The sequence below is a fragment of the Thermococcus alcaliphilus genome (genome assembly GCF_024054535.1).
Classification (GTDB): Archaea; Methanobacteriota_B; Thermococci; order Thermococcales; family Thermococcaceae; genus Thermococcus_A; species Thermococcus_A alcaliphilus.
Map to the genome: position 1 here is coordinate 176,870 of NZ_JAMXLV010000021.1, position 15,505 is coordinate 192,374.

The window sequence follows — 15,505 nt, forward strand, 5'->3', positions numbered from 1 at the left end:
TTTAAATATCCAAACACCAACTTTATTCAGCGATGATGAATATCTAATCCGCCGAACGGTGACGAGAACGCTCGGCTGAGCTTTCTATTTCTTTTAAAATCTCCTCTACCGTCAGTGGAACTCCCCCTATCTTGTTCACGCCAATAACCGGAACTTCTTCCCTTACAAAGCGCTGCACCTCGAGTATCATCTGCCCAAGGTTCATCTCAGGCACAAGAATCGTGTGAGCTTTCTTAGAGAGCTCCTTAATTCTCTTCCCCGGAAACGGATGAACGGTCTTAGGGACAATGAGTCCAGCCTTTATTCCCTTCTTTCTCGCCTCTATTACCGCTCCAAGCGATGGCCTCGCGCTTACGCCCCAGCTCACGAGCAGAATCTCTGCATCGTCGGTGTAATATTCTTCCCACTTTTGGATCTCCTTCTCGTGAACTTCTATCTTCTTGTGAAGCCTTCTCACCAAGCGATCGTGAACCTCTGGCGTATAAACATCCCTCAAGCCGTTTTCCTTGTGTGTAGAGCCTGTAACGTGAGTAAAGTAGCCGTTGCCAAAGAGGGGCATTGGAGGAATTAAGTCTCCATGAACATCTCCAAATGGATACTTTGCCTCTTCTTCATTAGCGGGAAGCTTTCTATAGACTATTTCAACTTCCTCCGGATCAGGAATTCTTATCTGCTCTCTCGTGTGTCCTATTATCCCGTCAGCAAGAAGAATAACAGGTATTCTGAATTTTTCACTCAAGTTAAACGCCCTTATTGTCTCCCAGAAGCTGTCTTCCACACTAGTTGGAGAGACTGCAATTATTGGATGATCTCCATGAGTTCCCCACCTTGCCTGGAAGAAATCTCCTTGGGCACCTTTTGTTGCCTGACCTGTCGAAGGGCCGCTCCTTTGAACGTCAACTAAAACCAAGGGAGTCTCCGTAAATACAGCATAGCCAAGGTTTTCCTGCATTAAGCTAAAGCCCGGACCAGAAGTTGCAGTCATGCTCTTAAGTCCCGTCCAAGATGCTCCAACAACAGCGGCTATGCTTCCTATCTCATCCTCCATCTGGATGTAGTAGCCCTTAAGCTTCGGAAGCTCCCTTGCCATTGTTTCGGCAATTTCGCTTGCGGGGGTTATTGGATAGCCGGCATAAAACCTGCACCCGGCAAAAAGAGCTCCATAAGCTATAGCCTCATCGCCCTGCATGAAGTAGTTTCCCTTGGGGTAAAGCTTTTTTAAGAGCCCTATTTGTTCGGGCTCGTCTCCTCGGATTATCATCTTATCACCACTTAACAGCTATTGCAAAGTCCGGGCAGAGGAGCTCACAGAGCTTACACTTCACGCACTTGTCAGCATGCACTGGAATCGGATAGTGCACTCCTTTTTCACTGAGCTCTTGGCTCCACTCGAAAACCTTTCTTGGGCACAGCTCAACACAAATGCCGCATCCCTTGCAGAGGAAAGTGTCAACGCTTATCTCGACTGCTTCAGTTTTTCCAACAGCCAGATAATTATCCTTTTTGACTTCGACATTTGCCATAATCATCACCTACGATTTGCTAAGTGTTTTTACGTATGTAAACCATTTAAAGTTTTCGAAAATTTTCTCATCTATGAATAAGTTCGGACTCTAGGTTGCTTTTTTTGAGCAAATGCCTAACAAACATGCCCACATTGTACAAGGATAGTCATTAAACAGCCTTCTCTAGCTTGGGATTTTTGGATCTCGGGTTTATATTTGTAAAGCTGCTCACCAAACTTGGAGCTGCCAATCAAGCAAACCCTCGGAAACTATGTACTCCCACTCTCTCAAGCAGTCATGCTCAATGTTCTCAAGGAATTTTAGATTTTGAGTGTTTGAGAATTCTCTAATCGCCTTTGCCACGGCTTTGTCGCATTTACCACAGTTATGAGGCCCTCTTTTTGAGCCAGCTCCCACCGGGTCGCTCAGTATCCTCTTCTTCGGAAAGTTCTCTTTGGCCCACTTCAAAATTTCAACAACACTCCAAAGCCAGGGTGTTCTGTACTCTCCTTTTTCCCACAGCCTCTCATAGATTGTTCCCCTTTGTATGTTGGTCACGTTTATGGAAAACGTGTCCGTGTATGGGGCGGCTTTTTTTATGCTCTCCTTTACATCCTCAATTGCATCTCTTTCGCTCAAAAATATCGGCTTAAAGAGTAGATATGTCTTAACGTTGGCTCCAGCTTCCCTAATTATCTCACTCGCCCGCACAAACTCTTCAAAGGTATTGCCCTTGTTTATGCTCACATCTGCAATGTCATCGTTTGCAGTCTCCAGCCCTATGGCAACTTCGAAGTATTTTTCTCCAATAATTTCAACAAGCTCTCTCACTGCGTCATATCTTACTAACTCCGATCTGCTCTCCACCACTATCTCCTCAACGTTATCCATCTCCGCCAGAATAGAGAAGATTTGCCTTCTGGTTTCTCTCTTAACTTCCCCATCGTCAAAAAAACTCCCGGATGTGAAGATTCTAACAGCTATCGGACCATTTTTACCCTCAATTTTCTTAAGGGCTTTTTTGAAGTATTTCACAAGCTCCTCTTGGCTCCAAGGAACTTTGGGGGCTTCCGCTGGATAAGAGCACATATAACAGGCTTCTCCAATTCTATAGCGATAACAGCCAATAGTTGGGAGAATAACATAAAGTGCGATGCCCTTTTTTCCTGCAACATTGTCTTCGCTTGTCCAAAATGTCATCAATTCTCACCTACCAAAGCTTAGAGAAGGGCTTTTTAAGTTTGATGGAAATTCTCATATAAGATGGAACCAAAAGGTAGTAGGTGGGGATCATGAGCTTAAAGGAAGCCAAGACTTATGGAAGCATAGGAGCCATCCTTTCCCTTTTAGGAGGCCTTATACCAAGGGTAGGGCTTTTAGTTACAATAACAGGGATGGTAATGATACTATTTGCGGTGAAGGAAATTTCTGACGAATTCAAAAGAGAGGACATTTTTAGAAGCTACCTTGTGGCACTTATCCTCCGTTTGGGGGCATTTTTAGTGCTCATAATCGCTGTTTTATTTGGGATCGGGGTTGCAGCGTTCAAAGGGATGCCCTTCAGAGCTATGGAGGAGGGTTTTTGGGCATTAAGACATGTAATTGCAACTTTTCTAGTGGGAGCACTCTTGGCATGGATCCTCTTCCTTCTCGGCTCTTACCACCTTCAAAAGAGCTATGAAAAGATCGCAGCTGAAAGCGGTGTTGACGTATTTAAAACAACCGGTTCCCTGTACTTTCTAGGAGCCATCTTGATAATCGTTTTTGGACTTGGAGTGCTTCTCATCTTGGCTGGAAAGATACTGGAAATAGTTGCATACCTTTCCCTTCCAGAAAGGGTTGAAAATGGAGAGGGGTAAAGATGGCAAAGATACTTGTAACAAATGATGATGGAATTCACTCGCGAGGAATAAAAGCTGCTGTAGAGGCACTTCAAGGGTTAGGAGAGATCTACGTAGTTGCCCCAATGTTTCAAAGGAGCGCAAGTGGAAGGGCAATGACCATCCACAGACCTCTAAGGGCTAAAAGAATAAGTATGAACGGTGCAAAAGCAGCCTATGCTTTGGATGGAATGCCCGTTGATTGCGTTATCTTTGCCATGGCCAGATTTGGAGATTTCGACCTTGCAATAAGTGGTGTAAACTTGGGAGAAAACATGAGCACCGAGATAACGGTTTCCGGGACTGCAAGCGCTGCAATAGAGGCTGCAACCCAAGAGATCCCAAGCATTGCCATAAGCCTGGAAGTTAATAGAGAAAAACACAAATTTGGTGAGGGCGAAGAGATTGACTTCTCAGCTGCCAAGTATTTCCTAAGAAAAATCGCAACGGCGGTTTTAAAGAGAGGCCTCCCCAAAGGAGTCGATATGCTGAACGTCAACGTCCCTTATGATGCAAATGAAAGAACAGAGATAGCTTTTACTCGCCTGGCAAGAAGGATGTATAGGCCTTCTATTGAAGAGCGCATAGACCCAAAGGGGAATCCCTACTACTGGATAGTTGGAACTCAGTGCCCTAAGGAGGCATTAGAGCCGGGAACGGATATGTATGTAGTTAAAGTTGAGAGAAAAGTTAGCGTGACTCCAATAAACATTGATATGACAGCAAGAGTGAATTTAGACGAGATTAAAAGACTTTTAGAACTGTAGAAGCAAGGAAATTTTGGCGCCCGGGTCGGGATTTGAACCCGAGTCGCGGGAGTGACAGTCCCGCATGATGGGCCTGGCTACACCACCCGGGCAATTTGAGTGGCCGGCGGCGTCCCCGGTTTCCCGCCCCCTCTCGGAGGGCAGTACACCCGGGATCGCTGGCGGGCTTAACTTCCGGGGTCGAAACGAGTCCGGGTGTGACCCCGCCGCTATGACCGCCGTACCACTAACAACTCCCGGCATTGGGTTTATAAATTTTGCGGTAACGCAGAAATCACAATCTCCGCCTTCAGAGGTGCAAAGTTTAAATACACTTCTTCAAGTGAAAAACTTAAATAGTGAAAAGGCTTCCTACATAAAAGCGGTGATGAAAAATGAAAGTTAAAAGCCTCATGACTCCAGACCCAGTGGTAATTGAACTTCCGGCAACGAGGAATTACGCACTCGATCTTTTCAAAAAACATAGAGTTAGGTCTTTTCCGGTAGTTAAAAAAGGTACAAAGGAGCTTGTTGGTATAGTTAGCATAAAAAGTGTTCTTTTGCACCCTGATGAGGATCAACTCGCAATGCTCGTTAAGAGAGATGTTCCTACCGTACATCCCAATGACACTTTGAGGAAAGCTGTTAAGCTGATGCTTGAATACGACTACAGGCGTGTTGTTGTGGTGGATGATCAAAACCGGGTTGTGGGTATTCTAACGGTGGGAGATATAATAAGAAGGTATCTCTCCAAGAACGAAAAAATGAAGGAGATAGAAATTGAGCCCTATTACCAAAGATATGTGAGCGTTGTCTGGAGGGGAACGCCCTTAAAGGCGGCATTAAAGGCACTGCTGCTTTCAAACTCCATGGCTTTGCCCGTAATAGATGATGAGGGGAACCTTATAGGCATCATCGACGAGACAGATCTCCTCAAAGACAGCGAGATTGTGAGAGTCATGAAGAGTGCGGAGTTAGCAGCTTCCAGCGAGGAGGAGTGGATATTGGAGAGCCACCCCGTGCTTCTCTTTGAGAAGGCAGAACTTCAGCTTCCCAAAAAGCCAGTAGAAGAAATTATGACAACCGAACTAAAACTTGCAACCCCACATATGAGTGTTTATGAAGTGGCAAACATAATGACAAGGGAACACATAGAGCAGCTACCCGTTGTCAAAGGGGAAGGAGAAATAATAGGGTTGATTAGAGACATTGACCTCATAAGGGTAATAGTGAAAAAGGCATGAAGGAAATTTCCCTTTCTCTTATTGGTTTTGGAAACGTGGGAAAAGGGGTTGCTGAGGTACTTTTCAACAAGCATCAGTATTTCAAAGAGAAATACGGTCTTGAGATCAAGGTAGTGAGCATTACCGATTCTACCGCCACAATATGGGATCCCAACGGGATAGACCTAAAAGAGGCTTTGGAAACTAAGGAAAGTTTTGGTTCGCTTAAATTCTGGGGAAATGAGTATGAGGTTTATGAGTTGGGAGCTTCTGAGGTTGTTGAAGAAATCGACAGCGATGTGGTGGTTGACGTTACCAACGACAAAAACGCGGCAAAATGGCATTTGAAGGCTTTAAAGAATGGAAAGTCCGTTGTAACCTCAAACAAACCACCTGTGGTTTTTAGTTATAGAGAACTCCTCAAGGTCTCGTCTGAAAAAGATGTGCCTTACCTTTTTGAGGCTACAGTAATGGCAGGGACGCCTATAATACACCTCCTTAGGAGGGCTCTACTCGCTGATTCTATAGAAAGGATTTGGGGAGTGCTCAACGGCACAACAACGTTTATCCTAAATGCAGTAGAAGAAGGCATGAGCTTTGAAGAAGCCCTTAAAAAAGCCCAAAAGCTTGGAATAGCAGAAAGAGATCCATCAAATGATCTCAAAGGAATTGATGCAGGTTATAAGGGGGTCATTCTGCACAACATAGCCTTTTACCCCTTTGATTTCAAAAAAGCTTACATAGAAGGTATAGAGGGAATATCGGAGGAGAAAATCAGGGATAACTTCAAAAAAGGATCTGTTACAAGGCTTGTTGCCCTTGTGGAAGATGGGAAAGTGGAGATAAAGCCCAGAAGATTACCCATGAACAGTCCCCTAGCCGTTAAAGGTACTTCAAACGTTGCTTTGATAGAGAGCGATTTATTAGGGGAGTTAGTTATTAGGGGAGCCGGGGCAGGGATAAAAGAGACTGCCTCTGGAGTTGTGAGCGACATAATAAGAGCATCCTTAAGAACCAAATATTTATAACTCCCTTCTGGATTTTTTTGACTCGGTGAGAGTGTGAAGCATGTAATAGCCCTCCATCAGGTTTATGGAGAGCTGATATTCAGGGGGCTTAAGTATCATGAAATAAGGAAAGCCCCTGTTTTTAGGGAAGGGGATACTGTTTTTCTCTATATCGCAAGAGGAGACCTAAGCGTCTTAAGAAGAACTCTGGGAAAACTCGGCCTTACTGAGGAACAGGTTTTAACCAAAAGAGGGAGCATTGTTGGAGGGTTTGAAGTCGGGGAAGTTATTAAAGCCGATTTTGAAACACTGTGGGAGTTAACGAAGGATACCAGTGGGCTTAGTTTTGTTTATGGCGAAGAAGAGGGCAAAAAATGGCTTAAACAGTATATAAAAGAATACGGCTATGCCTTCACCATAGAAAAGCCGTTTCTTTTTAGAGAACCCCTCACAAGAGAAAAAATGAAGGAGCTTTATGGCATTCACGTAGAGGGAATAATCCACCTTTCAAGCAGGACAAGGAAGCCATGGGTTAAAACTCTTCTCGAAGACCTCACCGCGAGAGAAGTTCACTTTATCTAGCCTTCATTCGGTTTCTTCTTCAGGGTAATATACTACGTAAGGCCCTGTGCTGAGTTTTTTGATTTCTTCTTTTGTGAGAAGTCTGCTCTTGACTTTCTCCCCTATTAATGCACTGTTCCCAAAGGGATCCATGATTTTTACTGTTAGGGGTTTTTTGCCCTCTTTCACTTCCTCAATATATGAGAGGAGTTCATCAATCTTTTTTACACTTTCCTCGTCATTTTCCTGGGTCTTAAAGTTCCTGGCCATTAACAGGGTTTCCCTAGTCCTCTCGAGGACACCTTCTATATTCGTTACAAACCCCTGACTCGCTGGCCCAGGCTCTATTTTAACCCCGATCTCTTCAAGCTCAATAGTCCCACTTTTGCTCCTTACAACCCTTGTAAAGAGATCTTTTTCTTCTTCTACCTTGATACTGTAAAGTTTGGGCTCTTTCTCTTCGAGTATCATTACATCGGCATTTCGATACCCACACTTCTCGCATATTATCGTGGACTCCATCACCTTACCAAAATATGGAATTTCATGAATGTGATTAAGAGCCTTCAGAGTGTTCTTTCCCCCACATATTGGGCAGTCGCCAAGCCTAACCTCATGTATTTCGCTCATTTCAACTCACCAGGACTAAAAAGAATAGAGGATTTATAAAGGTTAAAGAAGTCTTTCAACCTTTGTATATTTTAATGTCTGAAGGAGTAATGAGAATCTTAATCTCATGCTTTGCTATTTTTGCCGTCTCTCCACCAAGGGCTTGGGTAATCCCCTTTATCTGCTCAACAACCTTTGCAAGCACTTCAGGTTTTGATTCCAACGGTGTTAAATCGGCGATAATAATGTTACCTGCCTGTATTTCTTCAGAAATCTTTTCCAAATCGCTGTAACTGGTAACAACAATCTTCTTGACATATCTAATCTCCGGCTCAACAATCGTTTTCGCTATAACATCCTCTTCTAGAGGGACGACATCAATTTCATGTCTGACATCTCTCTTTCTTCCCGTTCCAAGTTCCTTCTTTGTTTCTTCTTTTTTGATAATCTTGTCAAACAGTCCCATACTTTTCACCCCAAAAACATTCTTGACTAAGTTATTTTTTGGTACTAGGTCTTTATATTTCTTATGGATGAGCTAATTAATAAGTGGCAAAGAGATGGTGTATCAAAAAGTGAAGGTACGTCTTTTGTCAATCGAGAAATTAAAATAAATTAGGTCTTCCAATAGGTGAGCAAAAAATCTTTGTGAGTGCTCTTATGCACAACTTTCCCTACCTGGGTAAGACCTTAAATTTCGCTGATTGTCTATATAGGAAAACATTTTCCAGAGATGGGGTATGTCACCTCTTCCTTAAATAGTTCCTATTTATTTATAAGAAAATGAGGGATGAAAAGGGTGAAAATAGCCGCTTTTATCGAAAGGTTTATATATCTTTAATTCAAAAAATAAGAATGAAGAATTTCCCAAGGAGGTGTTGTGAATGGCTGAGTTGCCAATTGCCCCAATTGACAGATTGATTAGAAAGGCTGGTGCCGAGAGAGTTAGTGAAGAGGCCGCCAAGATACTCGCCGAGTACCTCGAAGAATACGCAGTCGAGCTCGGAAAGAAGGCTGTTGAATTCGCTAGACACGCCGGCAGAAAGACAGTCAAAGCCGAGGACATTAAGCTTGCAATTAAGGCTTGAAAGCCTTTCCCTTTTTTGTCTTTTCTATTATGGGTATTTCCACTCTGTTTCCCACGGCTTGTAGATATCAAATTTGAAACGTTCACCCGTTATCTTGCCAACGAGAAACGTTGGATCACTCATTCTTGGAACCGTTGGGGAGCCGGGATTAAGGAGATGCACTTTTTTACCCATATACTCATAGCTTTTGTAGAAGAACCTGTGTGTATGACCAAAAATTAGCAGATCAACACCTATTTCGAGGGCTTTGTATTTGAGACTTTGCTCATCCAAGCTGAGAAATTGATGGCCGTGGATGATGCCCACTTTCAGATCTTCGATTTCTAAAACCTTCTCCTCTGGAAAAATTGGCTTGTCTAAGTTTCCCCTAACGATAACTACTGGCGCTATTTCTCTAAAAATATCAAAAAGCTCAGGGGATGTCAAATCCCCAGCGTGGATTATTAGCTCCACCCCTTCTTCCCTAAAAACATCAAAAATTAAATCGGGAAGATAGGAAGTTTTGTCGGGGTAGTGAGTATCGCTAAGTATTCCTATTTTCATTTCTTCCCCCACTTGTTTAAGTGGGGATGCGTATATTAAGTTTGTCCACAAGTTCTTTATACCTGTTCCTTACCGTAACTTCTGTAACTCTCGCAACCTCAGCCACTTCTCTTTGGGTCATTTTTTCCCCTTCAAGAAGGCTCGCTATGTAAATAGCAGCTGCAGCTATTCCTGTCGGACCTTTTCCGCTTGTGAGTCCTTTTTCAATTGCCTGATTTAGTATCTTTACCGCCCTTCTTTTTGTCTTTTCACTTATCCCGAGCTGATCTCCAAACCTTATAACGTAATCAATAGGGCTGGTTGGTTTTAGTCGAAGATTGAGCTCTCTAGCCAGATACCTATAACTTCTCCCAATCTCCTTTTTGTCAACTTTTGACACATCCTCTATCTCGTCCAGGGTTCTCGGTGCATTTGCAATCCTACACGCTGCGTAAAGACAAGCGGAAACCATTCCCTCTATGGATCTTCCTCTAACTAGCTTGTTAATGACGGCCTTTCTGTACAAAACCGCCGCAATTTCTCTTATGTTCCTAGGGAGTCCCAGCTGGGAACCCATTCTATCAAGCTCGCTCAAAGCGAACGCAAGATTTCTGTCTATAGCATCGCTTATTCTCATCCTTCTCTGCCACATTCTAAGGCGGTATATCTTTGTTCTAATGCTCCCTGAGATATCGCTCCCGTGAATATCTTTGTTTCTCCAATCTATATCTGTAGAGAGCCCCTTATCATGAAGCATTACAGTCTCTGGTGCCCCTACTCTAGAACGCTTCTCCCTTTGTCCAGGCTCGAAAGCCCTCCACTCTGGCCCCAAATCCATAATCTCTTCAGCTAAAACATATCCGCAGTTGGAACAAACAATCTCAGCCCTACTTGGGTCATAAATCAAGCTTTCCGAACCACAAATAGGACACCTTTTAATACCTCCAAGTTGAGTCAAAAGCTCTCACCCCCTCTTCTGGGGGGCAGGGCGCTTTTTCTTGACCTTTCCCTTATGCTTTTTACCAGCTTTAGAAGGAGCTTTTTTTCTGCGCTCATCAACGTATAAAACTTCCCCAACATATTTCTGAGGGTCTTTAACACGCGGCTTTACGGCAACATAGGGATAATTAACTGGACCAAAAACATCTTTAACAGTACCAATAAGCTGAAGATTCTTATCTACTACAGGATCATTTAGTGCAGGTGCAAATGTTGAACGGAGTATCAAGAAACCCTGTTTGGCGTAATGAGAAACCTTGCCTAAACGCTTCATAGCCCCACCCCAATCGAAAACCTTTTAAATATATTTCTTTTAACCTTTTTAAACTTTTCGCAACACCACGGGAAATAGTAAGATTTTGTAGAAAAGTTTTTAAGCATGAGGTATTTTTCCACTGGAATTTTCGCAACGTTAACCTTTTAAATTCTTGACTGTTTTAACTACAAACGGTTTCTAAAGAATTTGGGGGTGAGGGGGAGATGCCTCTTATTGAAGAAGTTGCAACCCACAGATTTGAAAGAATCGGCAGCCATTCTCACATAAAAGGGCTTGGATTAGATGAAAACGGTAAAGCCAAGTTCATTGCAGACGGAATGGTAGGGCAAACAAGGGCAAGGGAAGCAGCAGGAATTGCCGTTAAACTCATTAAGAAAGGAAAATTAGCAGGTAAAGGAATCCTCCTTGCAGGGCCAACAGGAAGTGGAAAAACTGCAATTGCAATGGGCATCGCGAGGGAACTTGGAGAGGATGTGCCTTTTGTTCAAATCTCTGGAAGCGAGATATACTCCGCTGAGATTAAAAAGACCGAATTCCTAAAGCAGGCTTTGAGAAGGGCAATTGGAGTTAGAATAAGCGAGGAGAGAAAAGTTTACGAAGGAAAGATAGAGAGAATACAGATCAATAAGACAAAACATCCCTTCAACCCTTATGTGGAAATCCCCGAGTCTGTTGTGATTACCCTAAAAACCAAAGACGATGAAAAGACAATCAGGGCTGGGAGAGAGATAGCATACCAACTTTTAGAGATGGGAGTAGAAGAGGGAGATGTCATTCAAATAGATGCCGAAACTGGTAGGATTTCAAAACTCGGGACGACAAAGGAAGAAGAAGGGCTGTTCTTTAAGAAAAAGACTGAAATGCCGAGCGGACCTGTGCTCAAGATTAAGGAATTCACATATACAGTAACTCTCCACGATTTAGACCTCGTAAACAGTCGTGCTGGCGGGATATTCAGCCTCTTCTTCGGAGGAGGTCTTGAGATTACAGACGAGATAAGAGAAAAAGTTGATGAAACCGTGAAACAGTGGATAGAGGAAGGAAAGGCAATTCTCGTGCCAGGAGTTCTCTTCATAGACGAATGCCACATGCTCGACATAGAGGCATTTTCCTTCTTAGCTAGAGCCATGGAAAATGAGCTGGCACCCATCCTAATCCTAGCAACCAACAGGGGCATCACAAAGATAAGGGGAACTGACTTGGAGTCACCCCATGGAATACCAATAGATATGCTCGACAGACTGCTGATAATCAACACCGAACCCTACAAGAAGGAAGAAGTCAAGGAAATCGTAAAGATAAGAGCCAGAGAAGAAGGCATAGAAATTTCAGAGGAAGCTCTGGAGTATCTGGCAGAACTCGGAGAAAAGACAAGTTTAAGATATGCAGTTCAGCTTTTAGCCCCTGCAAGCATCTTGGCTGGTGGTAAGAAGGTGGAAAAAGATCACATTGAGAAAGCAAGACAATATTTCGCCGATATAAAGAGAAGCACAGAATACGTCCAAAATCTTGAAGGAATGCTCCGCTAAGCTTTTTTTATTTATAAACTTATTTTAAGTCTAAATGCTTTTAAAGACCCCGCGAATTTTAGTCATAAATTTGCTCAACAAAGCATATATACCCCTGATTACAACCTATGAAATGCCTTCCTCTGGATCATCTGCTTCCAGTGGAAACCTTTTAAAAGGTGTTAAAATTATACTGAATTAAAATGAAGAATGCAAAAAATGAGCACAACTTTGTGCTATAATAACTAACAAAAACCAAAAAATTGGTCAAATTGTCAAGAATTGGATAGATTTCCAATGGAGGGACGAGGAATGTTACAGGAAGGACAGACCAACCTAAGATCACTTTTTGAAAAATATCTCCATACACAGCGAATCTTCAAAAACAAGGATGTTTTGAGACACAGCTATACCCCCCGAGAACTTCCACACAGAAGAGAACAGATAGAAACTCTCGTTCACATATTGGTTCCCGTCTTAAGGGGGGAGACACCTTCAAACATCTTTGTGTATGGGAAGACCGGAACTGGAAAAACGGTCACCGTTAGGTACGTAACTGAGGATTTGATGAGGATATCTCAAAAGTACAATGTTCCAGTAGATGTTATTTATCTCAACTGTGAGATTGTTGATACCCAGTATAGGGTTCTAGCGAACATAGTTAACCATTTCAAGGAAGAAAGTGGTGTAGAGGTTCCTCTTGTAGGATGGCCCACTGATGAGGTCTATGCGCAGTTAAAAAAAGTGCTGGACATGAGAGAGCGCTTTGTGATAATAGTCTTAGATGAGATAGACAAGCTTGTCAAGAAGAGCGGCGATGACATTCTGTACTCTCTAACAAGAATAAACACGGAGCTTAAAAAAGCAAAGGTGAGCATAATAGGTATCTCAAACGACCTGAGGTTCAAGGAGTACCTCGATCCAAGAGTTCTCTCAAGTTTAAGCGAAGAGGAAGTAGTTTTTCCGCCGTATGATGCTAATCAACTAAGGGATATACTTATGCAGAGAGCTCAAGAAGCTTTTTATGACGGTGTTTTGGATGAGGCAGTCGTTCCTCTCTGTGCTGCTTTGGCAGCGAGGGAACATGGAGATGCAAGAAGGGCTCTTGATCTGCTGAGAGTGAGTGGGGAAATAGCTGAGAGAGAAATGGCACCAAAAGTTACTGAAAAGCACGTATGGAAGGCCCAAGAAAAGATAGAGCAGGACACCATGGAGGAGGTAATTAAAACACTTCCCTTACATTCAAAGATTCTGCTTTATGCAATAGTCCTCCTCGACGAAAACGGGGAGTTACCGGCAAATACGGGTGATGTCTACTCCGTCTATAAAGATCTCTGTGATTACCTCGACCTTGAACCTCTAACCCAAAGGAGAATAAGCGATTTGATAAACGAGCTGGATATGCTCGGCATCATCAATGCTAAGGTCGTCAGCAAGGGCAGATACGGAAGAACAAAAGAGATAAGGCTCAACATAACACCCTATAAAGTTAAAAACATCTACCGCTTTGAAGAGACATTGAGGCCATTAATATCAGTAAGCATGCTTAAGCAGAGGAGGTTGTTCTATGGATGAACTCGTGAGGGGCTTGATGTCAAACAACTATCTAATAACTCCCCCCGCATATTTTCTTTTGTCTGAACACTACAACAAAGATTTTACCCTCCCAGAGCTCATAAAATTTGCAAAGGCAAAAGGGACCTTCATAATAGATGAGATCATTGCAGAGGAGTTTTTGGAAGCTAAGGGAATTATAACAAAACCAAAACACCTAGAGAAGTTCATGACAGGTAAAAAACCTGAAGAACAAAGCCCAGAAGAATTTGAAAAAGGACAAACGCTAGAAATCTCGGAAGCTGAAGAAGCTCCAGCTTTTGTAAGTGAAGCTGTAAGTGAAGTGGTTGAAGAAGCTGAGAAGCTCGAAATTCCAGAAAGCCAAGAGCATTTAACCTCTGAAATTGCCGAAGAACCCTCAATGGGGGAAATAGAGGAGACGAGTGAAGAAGCCGTAAGCGAACTTGTGGAAGAAGTGGAAACACTCGAAGAGGATAAAGAAGCTGTAGAAGAATTTGCAGGGGAAGAAGAGACAGAAGAATCTTTTGAGACCAATGGAGAAGAGAATGGAGAAAATGGAGAGGTTAAAAGAAAGGTTATTTTCGATGAGTATGGTGTTCCACTCGTAGCTGAAGAAGAGTTACCTGAAGAAGAAAAGAAAACTTATTCTGTTTATGCCGATTTTAAGGTTTCTCCGAGAGAGGGATTTGAATTCATTGCCAAAGATATAGAAGCAGACTTTAAGGTTAAATTTGATGTGAGAAACGTTAAGCTCAAGCCACCAAAGGCTAAAAACGGAACAACTAAGGAAGGAGAGGTCATTGTTAAGGTTTATGAGAACTACTTCAAAAGCAGGCTGAAAAAGATGAGAAGAATACTTCGTGAAAATCCCGAAGTTTCTGGTGTTATTGATATAGGAAAACTTAGCTACATAAACCCTGAGGGAGATGTGACAATCATAGGGCTCGTAAACTCAAAAAGAGAGACAAGAAACGGATACATGTTTGAGGTTGAGGACTTAACCGGGATAATAAAAGTCTTCATAGGGAGAGACAAAGAGGACTACAAAAAAGCCTTTGAAATAATGCCCGACAGTGTAGTGGCGTTCAAGGGGAGGTACTCAAAAAGAGGGATATTTTTTGCGGAAAACATCTACCTTCCAGACGTCCCGCTGTACAAAAAGGAGAAACCGCCTCTCGAAGAAAAGGTGTATGCTGTTCTGATAAGTGACATACACGTAGGGAGCAACAAGTTCTGTGAAAAGGCATTCATGAAGTTTTTGGAGTGGCTAAACGGCAATGTAAACACAAAGACTGAAGAGGAGATAGTTAGCAGGATAAAATACATGATAATAGCCGGCGATGTAGTTGATGGAATTGGCATATATCCTGGCCAGTACAACGAACTAAGCATACCAGATATTTTTGATCAATACGAGGCTCTTGCCAATTTGCTCTCCAACGTCCCCGAGCATATAACCATGTTCATAGGCCCAGGAAACCACGATGCTGCAAGAACTGCTCTGCCACAACCAGAATTTTATAGAGAATACGCAAAACCCCTCTATGATCTTAAGAACGCTGTCATAATAAGCAACCCTGCCGTTATAGATTTACACGGAAGAGAGTTTCTCATTGTTCACGGAAGAGGAATAGAGGACGTTGTTAGTTATGTTCCAAATATGAGCCACCACCAGCCCGTGAAGCCCATGGTGCAGCTCTTGAAATTAAGGCACTTGGCCCCAACTTTTGGAGGAAAAGTGCCCATCGCCCCAGATCCAGAGGATTTGCTTGTCATAGAGAGTGTCCCAGATTTAGTTCAGATGGGTCATGTCCACGTTTTGGACTACCAGATATACAGGGGAGTTTTCTTGATAAACTCGGCAACTTGGCAAGCTCAAACGGAGTTTCAGAAGATGGTCAATATCGTCCCAACTCCCGCTAGAGTCCCAATCATAGATGTGGAGACCGCCAGGCTAAGAATGATAGTTGACTTTAGTAAGTGGTGTGACGTCTGAGGTGAAATA

17 protein-coding genes, 1 tRNA gene and 1 rRNA gene are annotated in these 15,505 nt (G+C 42.9%); 9 read left to right on the forward strand and 10 right to left on the reverse strand.

The window, feature by feature from the left end; genetic code table 11:
• Positions 1-43: 43 nt before the first annotated feature.
• From NF859_RS07525 to NF859_RS07535, 3 genes are all read right to left on the reverse strand, one after another.
• Positions 44-1,261 (reverse strand): 2-oxoacid:acceptor oxidoreductase subunit alpha, encoded by a 1,218-nt coding sequence (locus NF859_RS07525; RefSeq protein WP_252743688.1) that lies wholly within the window; start codon positions 1,259-1,261, stop codon positions 44-46.
• 4 nt (positions 1,262-1,265) lie between these two features.
• Positions 1,266-1,523: a 2-oxoglutarate ferredoxin oxidoreductase subunit delta gene (locus NF859_RS07530; protein WP_179193041.1), complete on the reverse strand. Its 258-nt coding sequence runs from the start codon at positions 1,521-1,523 to the stop codon at positions 1,266-1,268.
• Positions 1,524-1,733: 210 nt separating this feature from the next.
• Entirely contained in the window at positions 1,734-2,705 is a 972-nt protein-coding gene (locus NF859_RS07535; protein ID WP_252743689.1) for an archaeosine biosynthesis radical SAM protein RaSEA, read from the reverse strand.
• Between the two features lie 92 nt (positions 2,706-2,797).
• Here NF859_RS07535 and NF859_RS07540 point away from each other — a divergent pair, with 92 nt between their 5' ends.
• Together NF859_RS07540 and surE are read left to right on the forward strand one after the other, a co-directional pair.
• Entirely contained in the window at positions 2,798-3,364 is a 567-nt protein-coding gene (locus tag NF859_RS07540; protein WP_252743690.1) for a DUF996 domain-containing protein, read from the forward strand.
• A 2-nt stretch (positions 3,365-3,366) separates the two neighbouring features.
• Positions 3,367-4,152 (forward strand): 5'/3'-nucleotidase SurE, encoded by a 786-nt coding sequence (gene surE, locus NF859_RS07545; RefSeq protein WP_252743691.1) that lies wholly within the window; start codon positions 3,367-3,369, stop codon positions 4,150-4,152.
• A 14-nt stretch (positions 4,153-4,166) separates the two neighbouring features.
• Here surE and NF859_RS07550 read toward each other — a convergent pair.
• Together NF859_RS07550 and rrf are read right to left on the reverse strand one after the other, a co-directional pair.
• Positions 4,167-4,244 (reverse strand) — tRNA-Asp (locus NF859_RS07550).
• A gap of 9 nt (positions 4,245-4,253) precedes the next feature.
• Positions 4,254-4,375 (reverse strand): 5S ribosomal RNA (gene rrf / locus NF859_RS07555).
• Positions 4,376-4,526: 151 nt separating this feature from the next.
• Between rrf and hhpR the strand changes: the two genes are divergently transcribed.
• Genes hhpR through NF859_RS07570 form a run of 3 tightly spaced genes read left to right on the forward strand, consistent with a single transcriptional unit; the run spans position 4,527 to position 6,943 of the window.
• The gene (gene hhpR / locus NF859_RS07560) at positions 4,527-5,375 is read left to right on the forward strand and encodes a CBS domain-containing high hydrostatic pressure regulator HhpR (protein ID WP_252743692.1); all 849 of its coding nucleotides are present in this window, start codon (positions 4,527-4,529) and stop codon (positions 5,373-5,375) included.
• A complete protein-coding gene (locus NF859_RS07565; protein WP_252743693.1) occupies positions 5,372-6,382 on the forward strand; it encodes a homoserine dehydrogenase in 1,011 nt (336 codons plus the stop codon). The genes hhpR and NF859_RS07565 overlap by 4 nt, the downstream gene beginning before the upstream one ends.
• Before the next feature lie 33 nt (positions 6,383-6,415).
• On the forward strand, positions 6,416-6,943 hold the full coding sequence (locus NF859_RS07570; RefSeq protein ID WP_004068975.1) for an ASCH domain-containing protein: 528 nt from the start codon (positions 6,416-6,418) through the stop codon (positions 6,941-6,943).
• A 3-nt stretch (positions 6,944-6,946) separates the two neighbouring features.
• Here NF859_RS07570 and NF859_RS07575 read toward each other — a convergent pair whose 3' ends face one another.
• Positions 6,947-7,552 (reverse strand): ZPR1 zinc finger domain-containing protein, encoded by a 606-nt coding sequence (locus tag NF859_RS07575; protein ID WP_087037387.1) that lies wholly within the window; start codon positions 7,550-7,552, stop codon positions 6,947-6,949.
• Between the two features lie 55 nt (positions 7,553-7,607).
• Positions 7,608-7,997, reverse strand: coding sequence for a cell division protein SepF (locus NF859_RS07580; protein ID WP_252743694.1), 390 nt, complete (start codon positions 7,995-7,997; stop codon positions 7,608-7,610).
• A gap of 418 nt (positions 7,998-8,415) precedes the next feature.
• On the opposite strand from NF859_RS07580, the gene hpkA reads away from it, so the two are divergent.
• Positions 8,416-8,619 (forward strand): archaeal histone HpkA, encoded by a 204-nt coding sequence (hpkA, locus tag NF859_RS07585; RefSeq protein WP_004068982.1) that lies wholly within the window; start codon positions 8,416-8,418, stop codon positions 8,617-8,619.
• Positions 8,620-8,646: 27 nt separating this feature from the next.
• Here the strand turns inward: hpkA and NF859_RS07590 are convergent, their stop codons facing one another.
• The 3 genes from NF859_RS07590 to NF859_RS07600 are packed head-to-tail and all read right to left on the reverse strand — an operon-like array spanning position 8,647 to position 10,414.
• Complete coding sequence (locus NF859_RS07590; protein ID WP_252743695.1) at positions 8,647-9,162, reverse strand: metallophosphoesterase; 516 nt, start codon at positions 9,160-9,162, stop codon at positions 8,647-8,649.
• A 16-nt stretch (positions 9,163-9,178) separates the two neighbouring features.
• On the reverse strand, positions 9,179-10,099 hold the full coding sequence (locus NF859_RS07595; protein ID WP_004068985.1) for a transcription initiation factor IIB: 921 nt from the start codon (positions 10,097-10,099) through the stop codon (positions 9,179-9,181).
• Positions 10,100-10,105: 6 nt separating this feature from the next.
• Positions 10,106-10,414: a Gar1/Naf1 family protein gene (locus tag NF859_RS07600; protein ID WP_252743696.1), complete on the reverse strand. Its 309-nt coding sequence runs from the start codon at positions 10,412-10,414 to the stop codon at positions 10,106-10,108.
• A 206-nt stretch (positions 10,415-10,620) separates the two neighbouring features.
• Here NF859_RS07600 and NF859_RS07605 point away from each other — a divergent pair, with 206 nt between their 5' ends.
• The 3 genes from NF859_RS07605 to NF859_RS07615 all read left to right on the forward strand — a co-directional run bounded on the left by NF859_RS07605 (position 10,621) and on the right by NF859_RS07615 (position 15,496).
• Positions 10,621-11,946, forward strand: a complete 1,326-nt coding sequence (locus NF859_RS07605) for a RuvB-like helicase (protein WP_087037381.1) — start codon at positions 10,621-10,623, stop codon at positions 11,944-11,946.
• 291 nt (positions 11,947-12,237) lie between these two features.
• Positions 12,238-13,500: an ORC1-type DNA replication protein gene (locus NF859_RS07610; protein ID WP_004068992.1), complete on the forward strand. Its 1,263-nt coding sequence runs from the start codon at positions 12,238-12,240 to the stop codon at positions 13,498-13,500.
• Complete coding sequence (locus NF859_RS07615) at positions 13,493-15,496, forward strand: DNA-directed DNA polymerase II small subunit (protein WP_252743697.1); 2,004 nt, start codon at positions 13,493-13,495, stop codon at positions 15,494-15,496. Before NF859_RS07610 ends, NF859_RS07615 begins: the two co-directional genes overlap by 8 nt.
• Positions 15,497-15,505 lie beyond the last annotated feature (9 nt).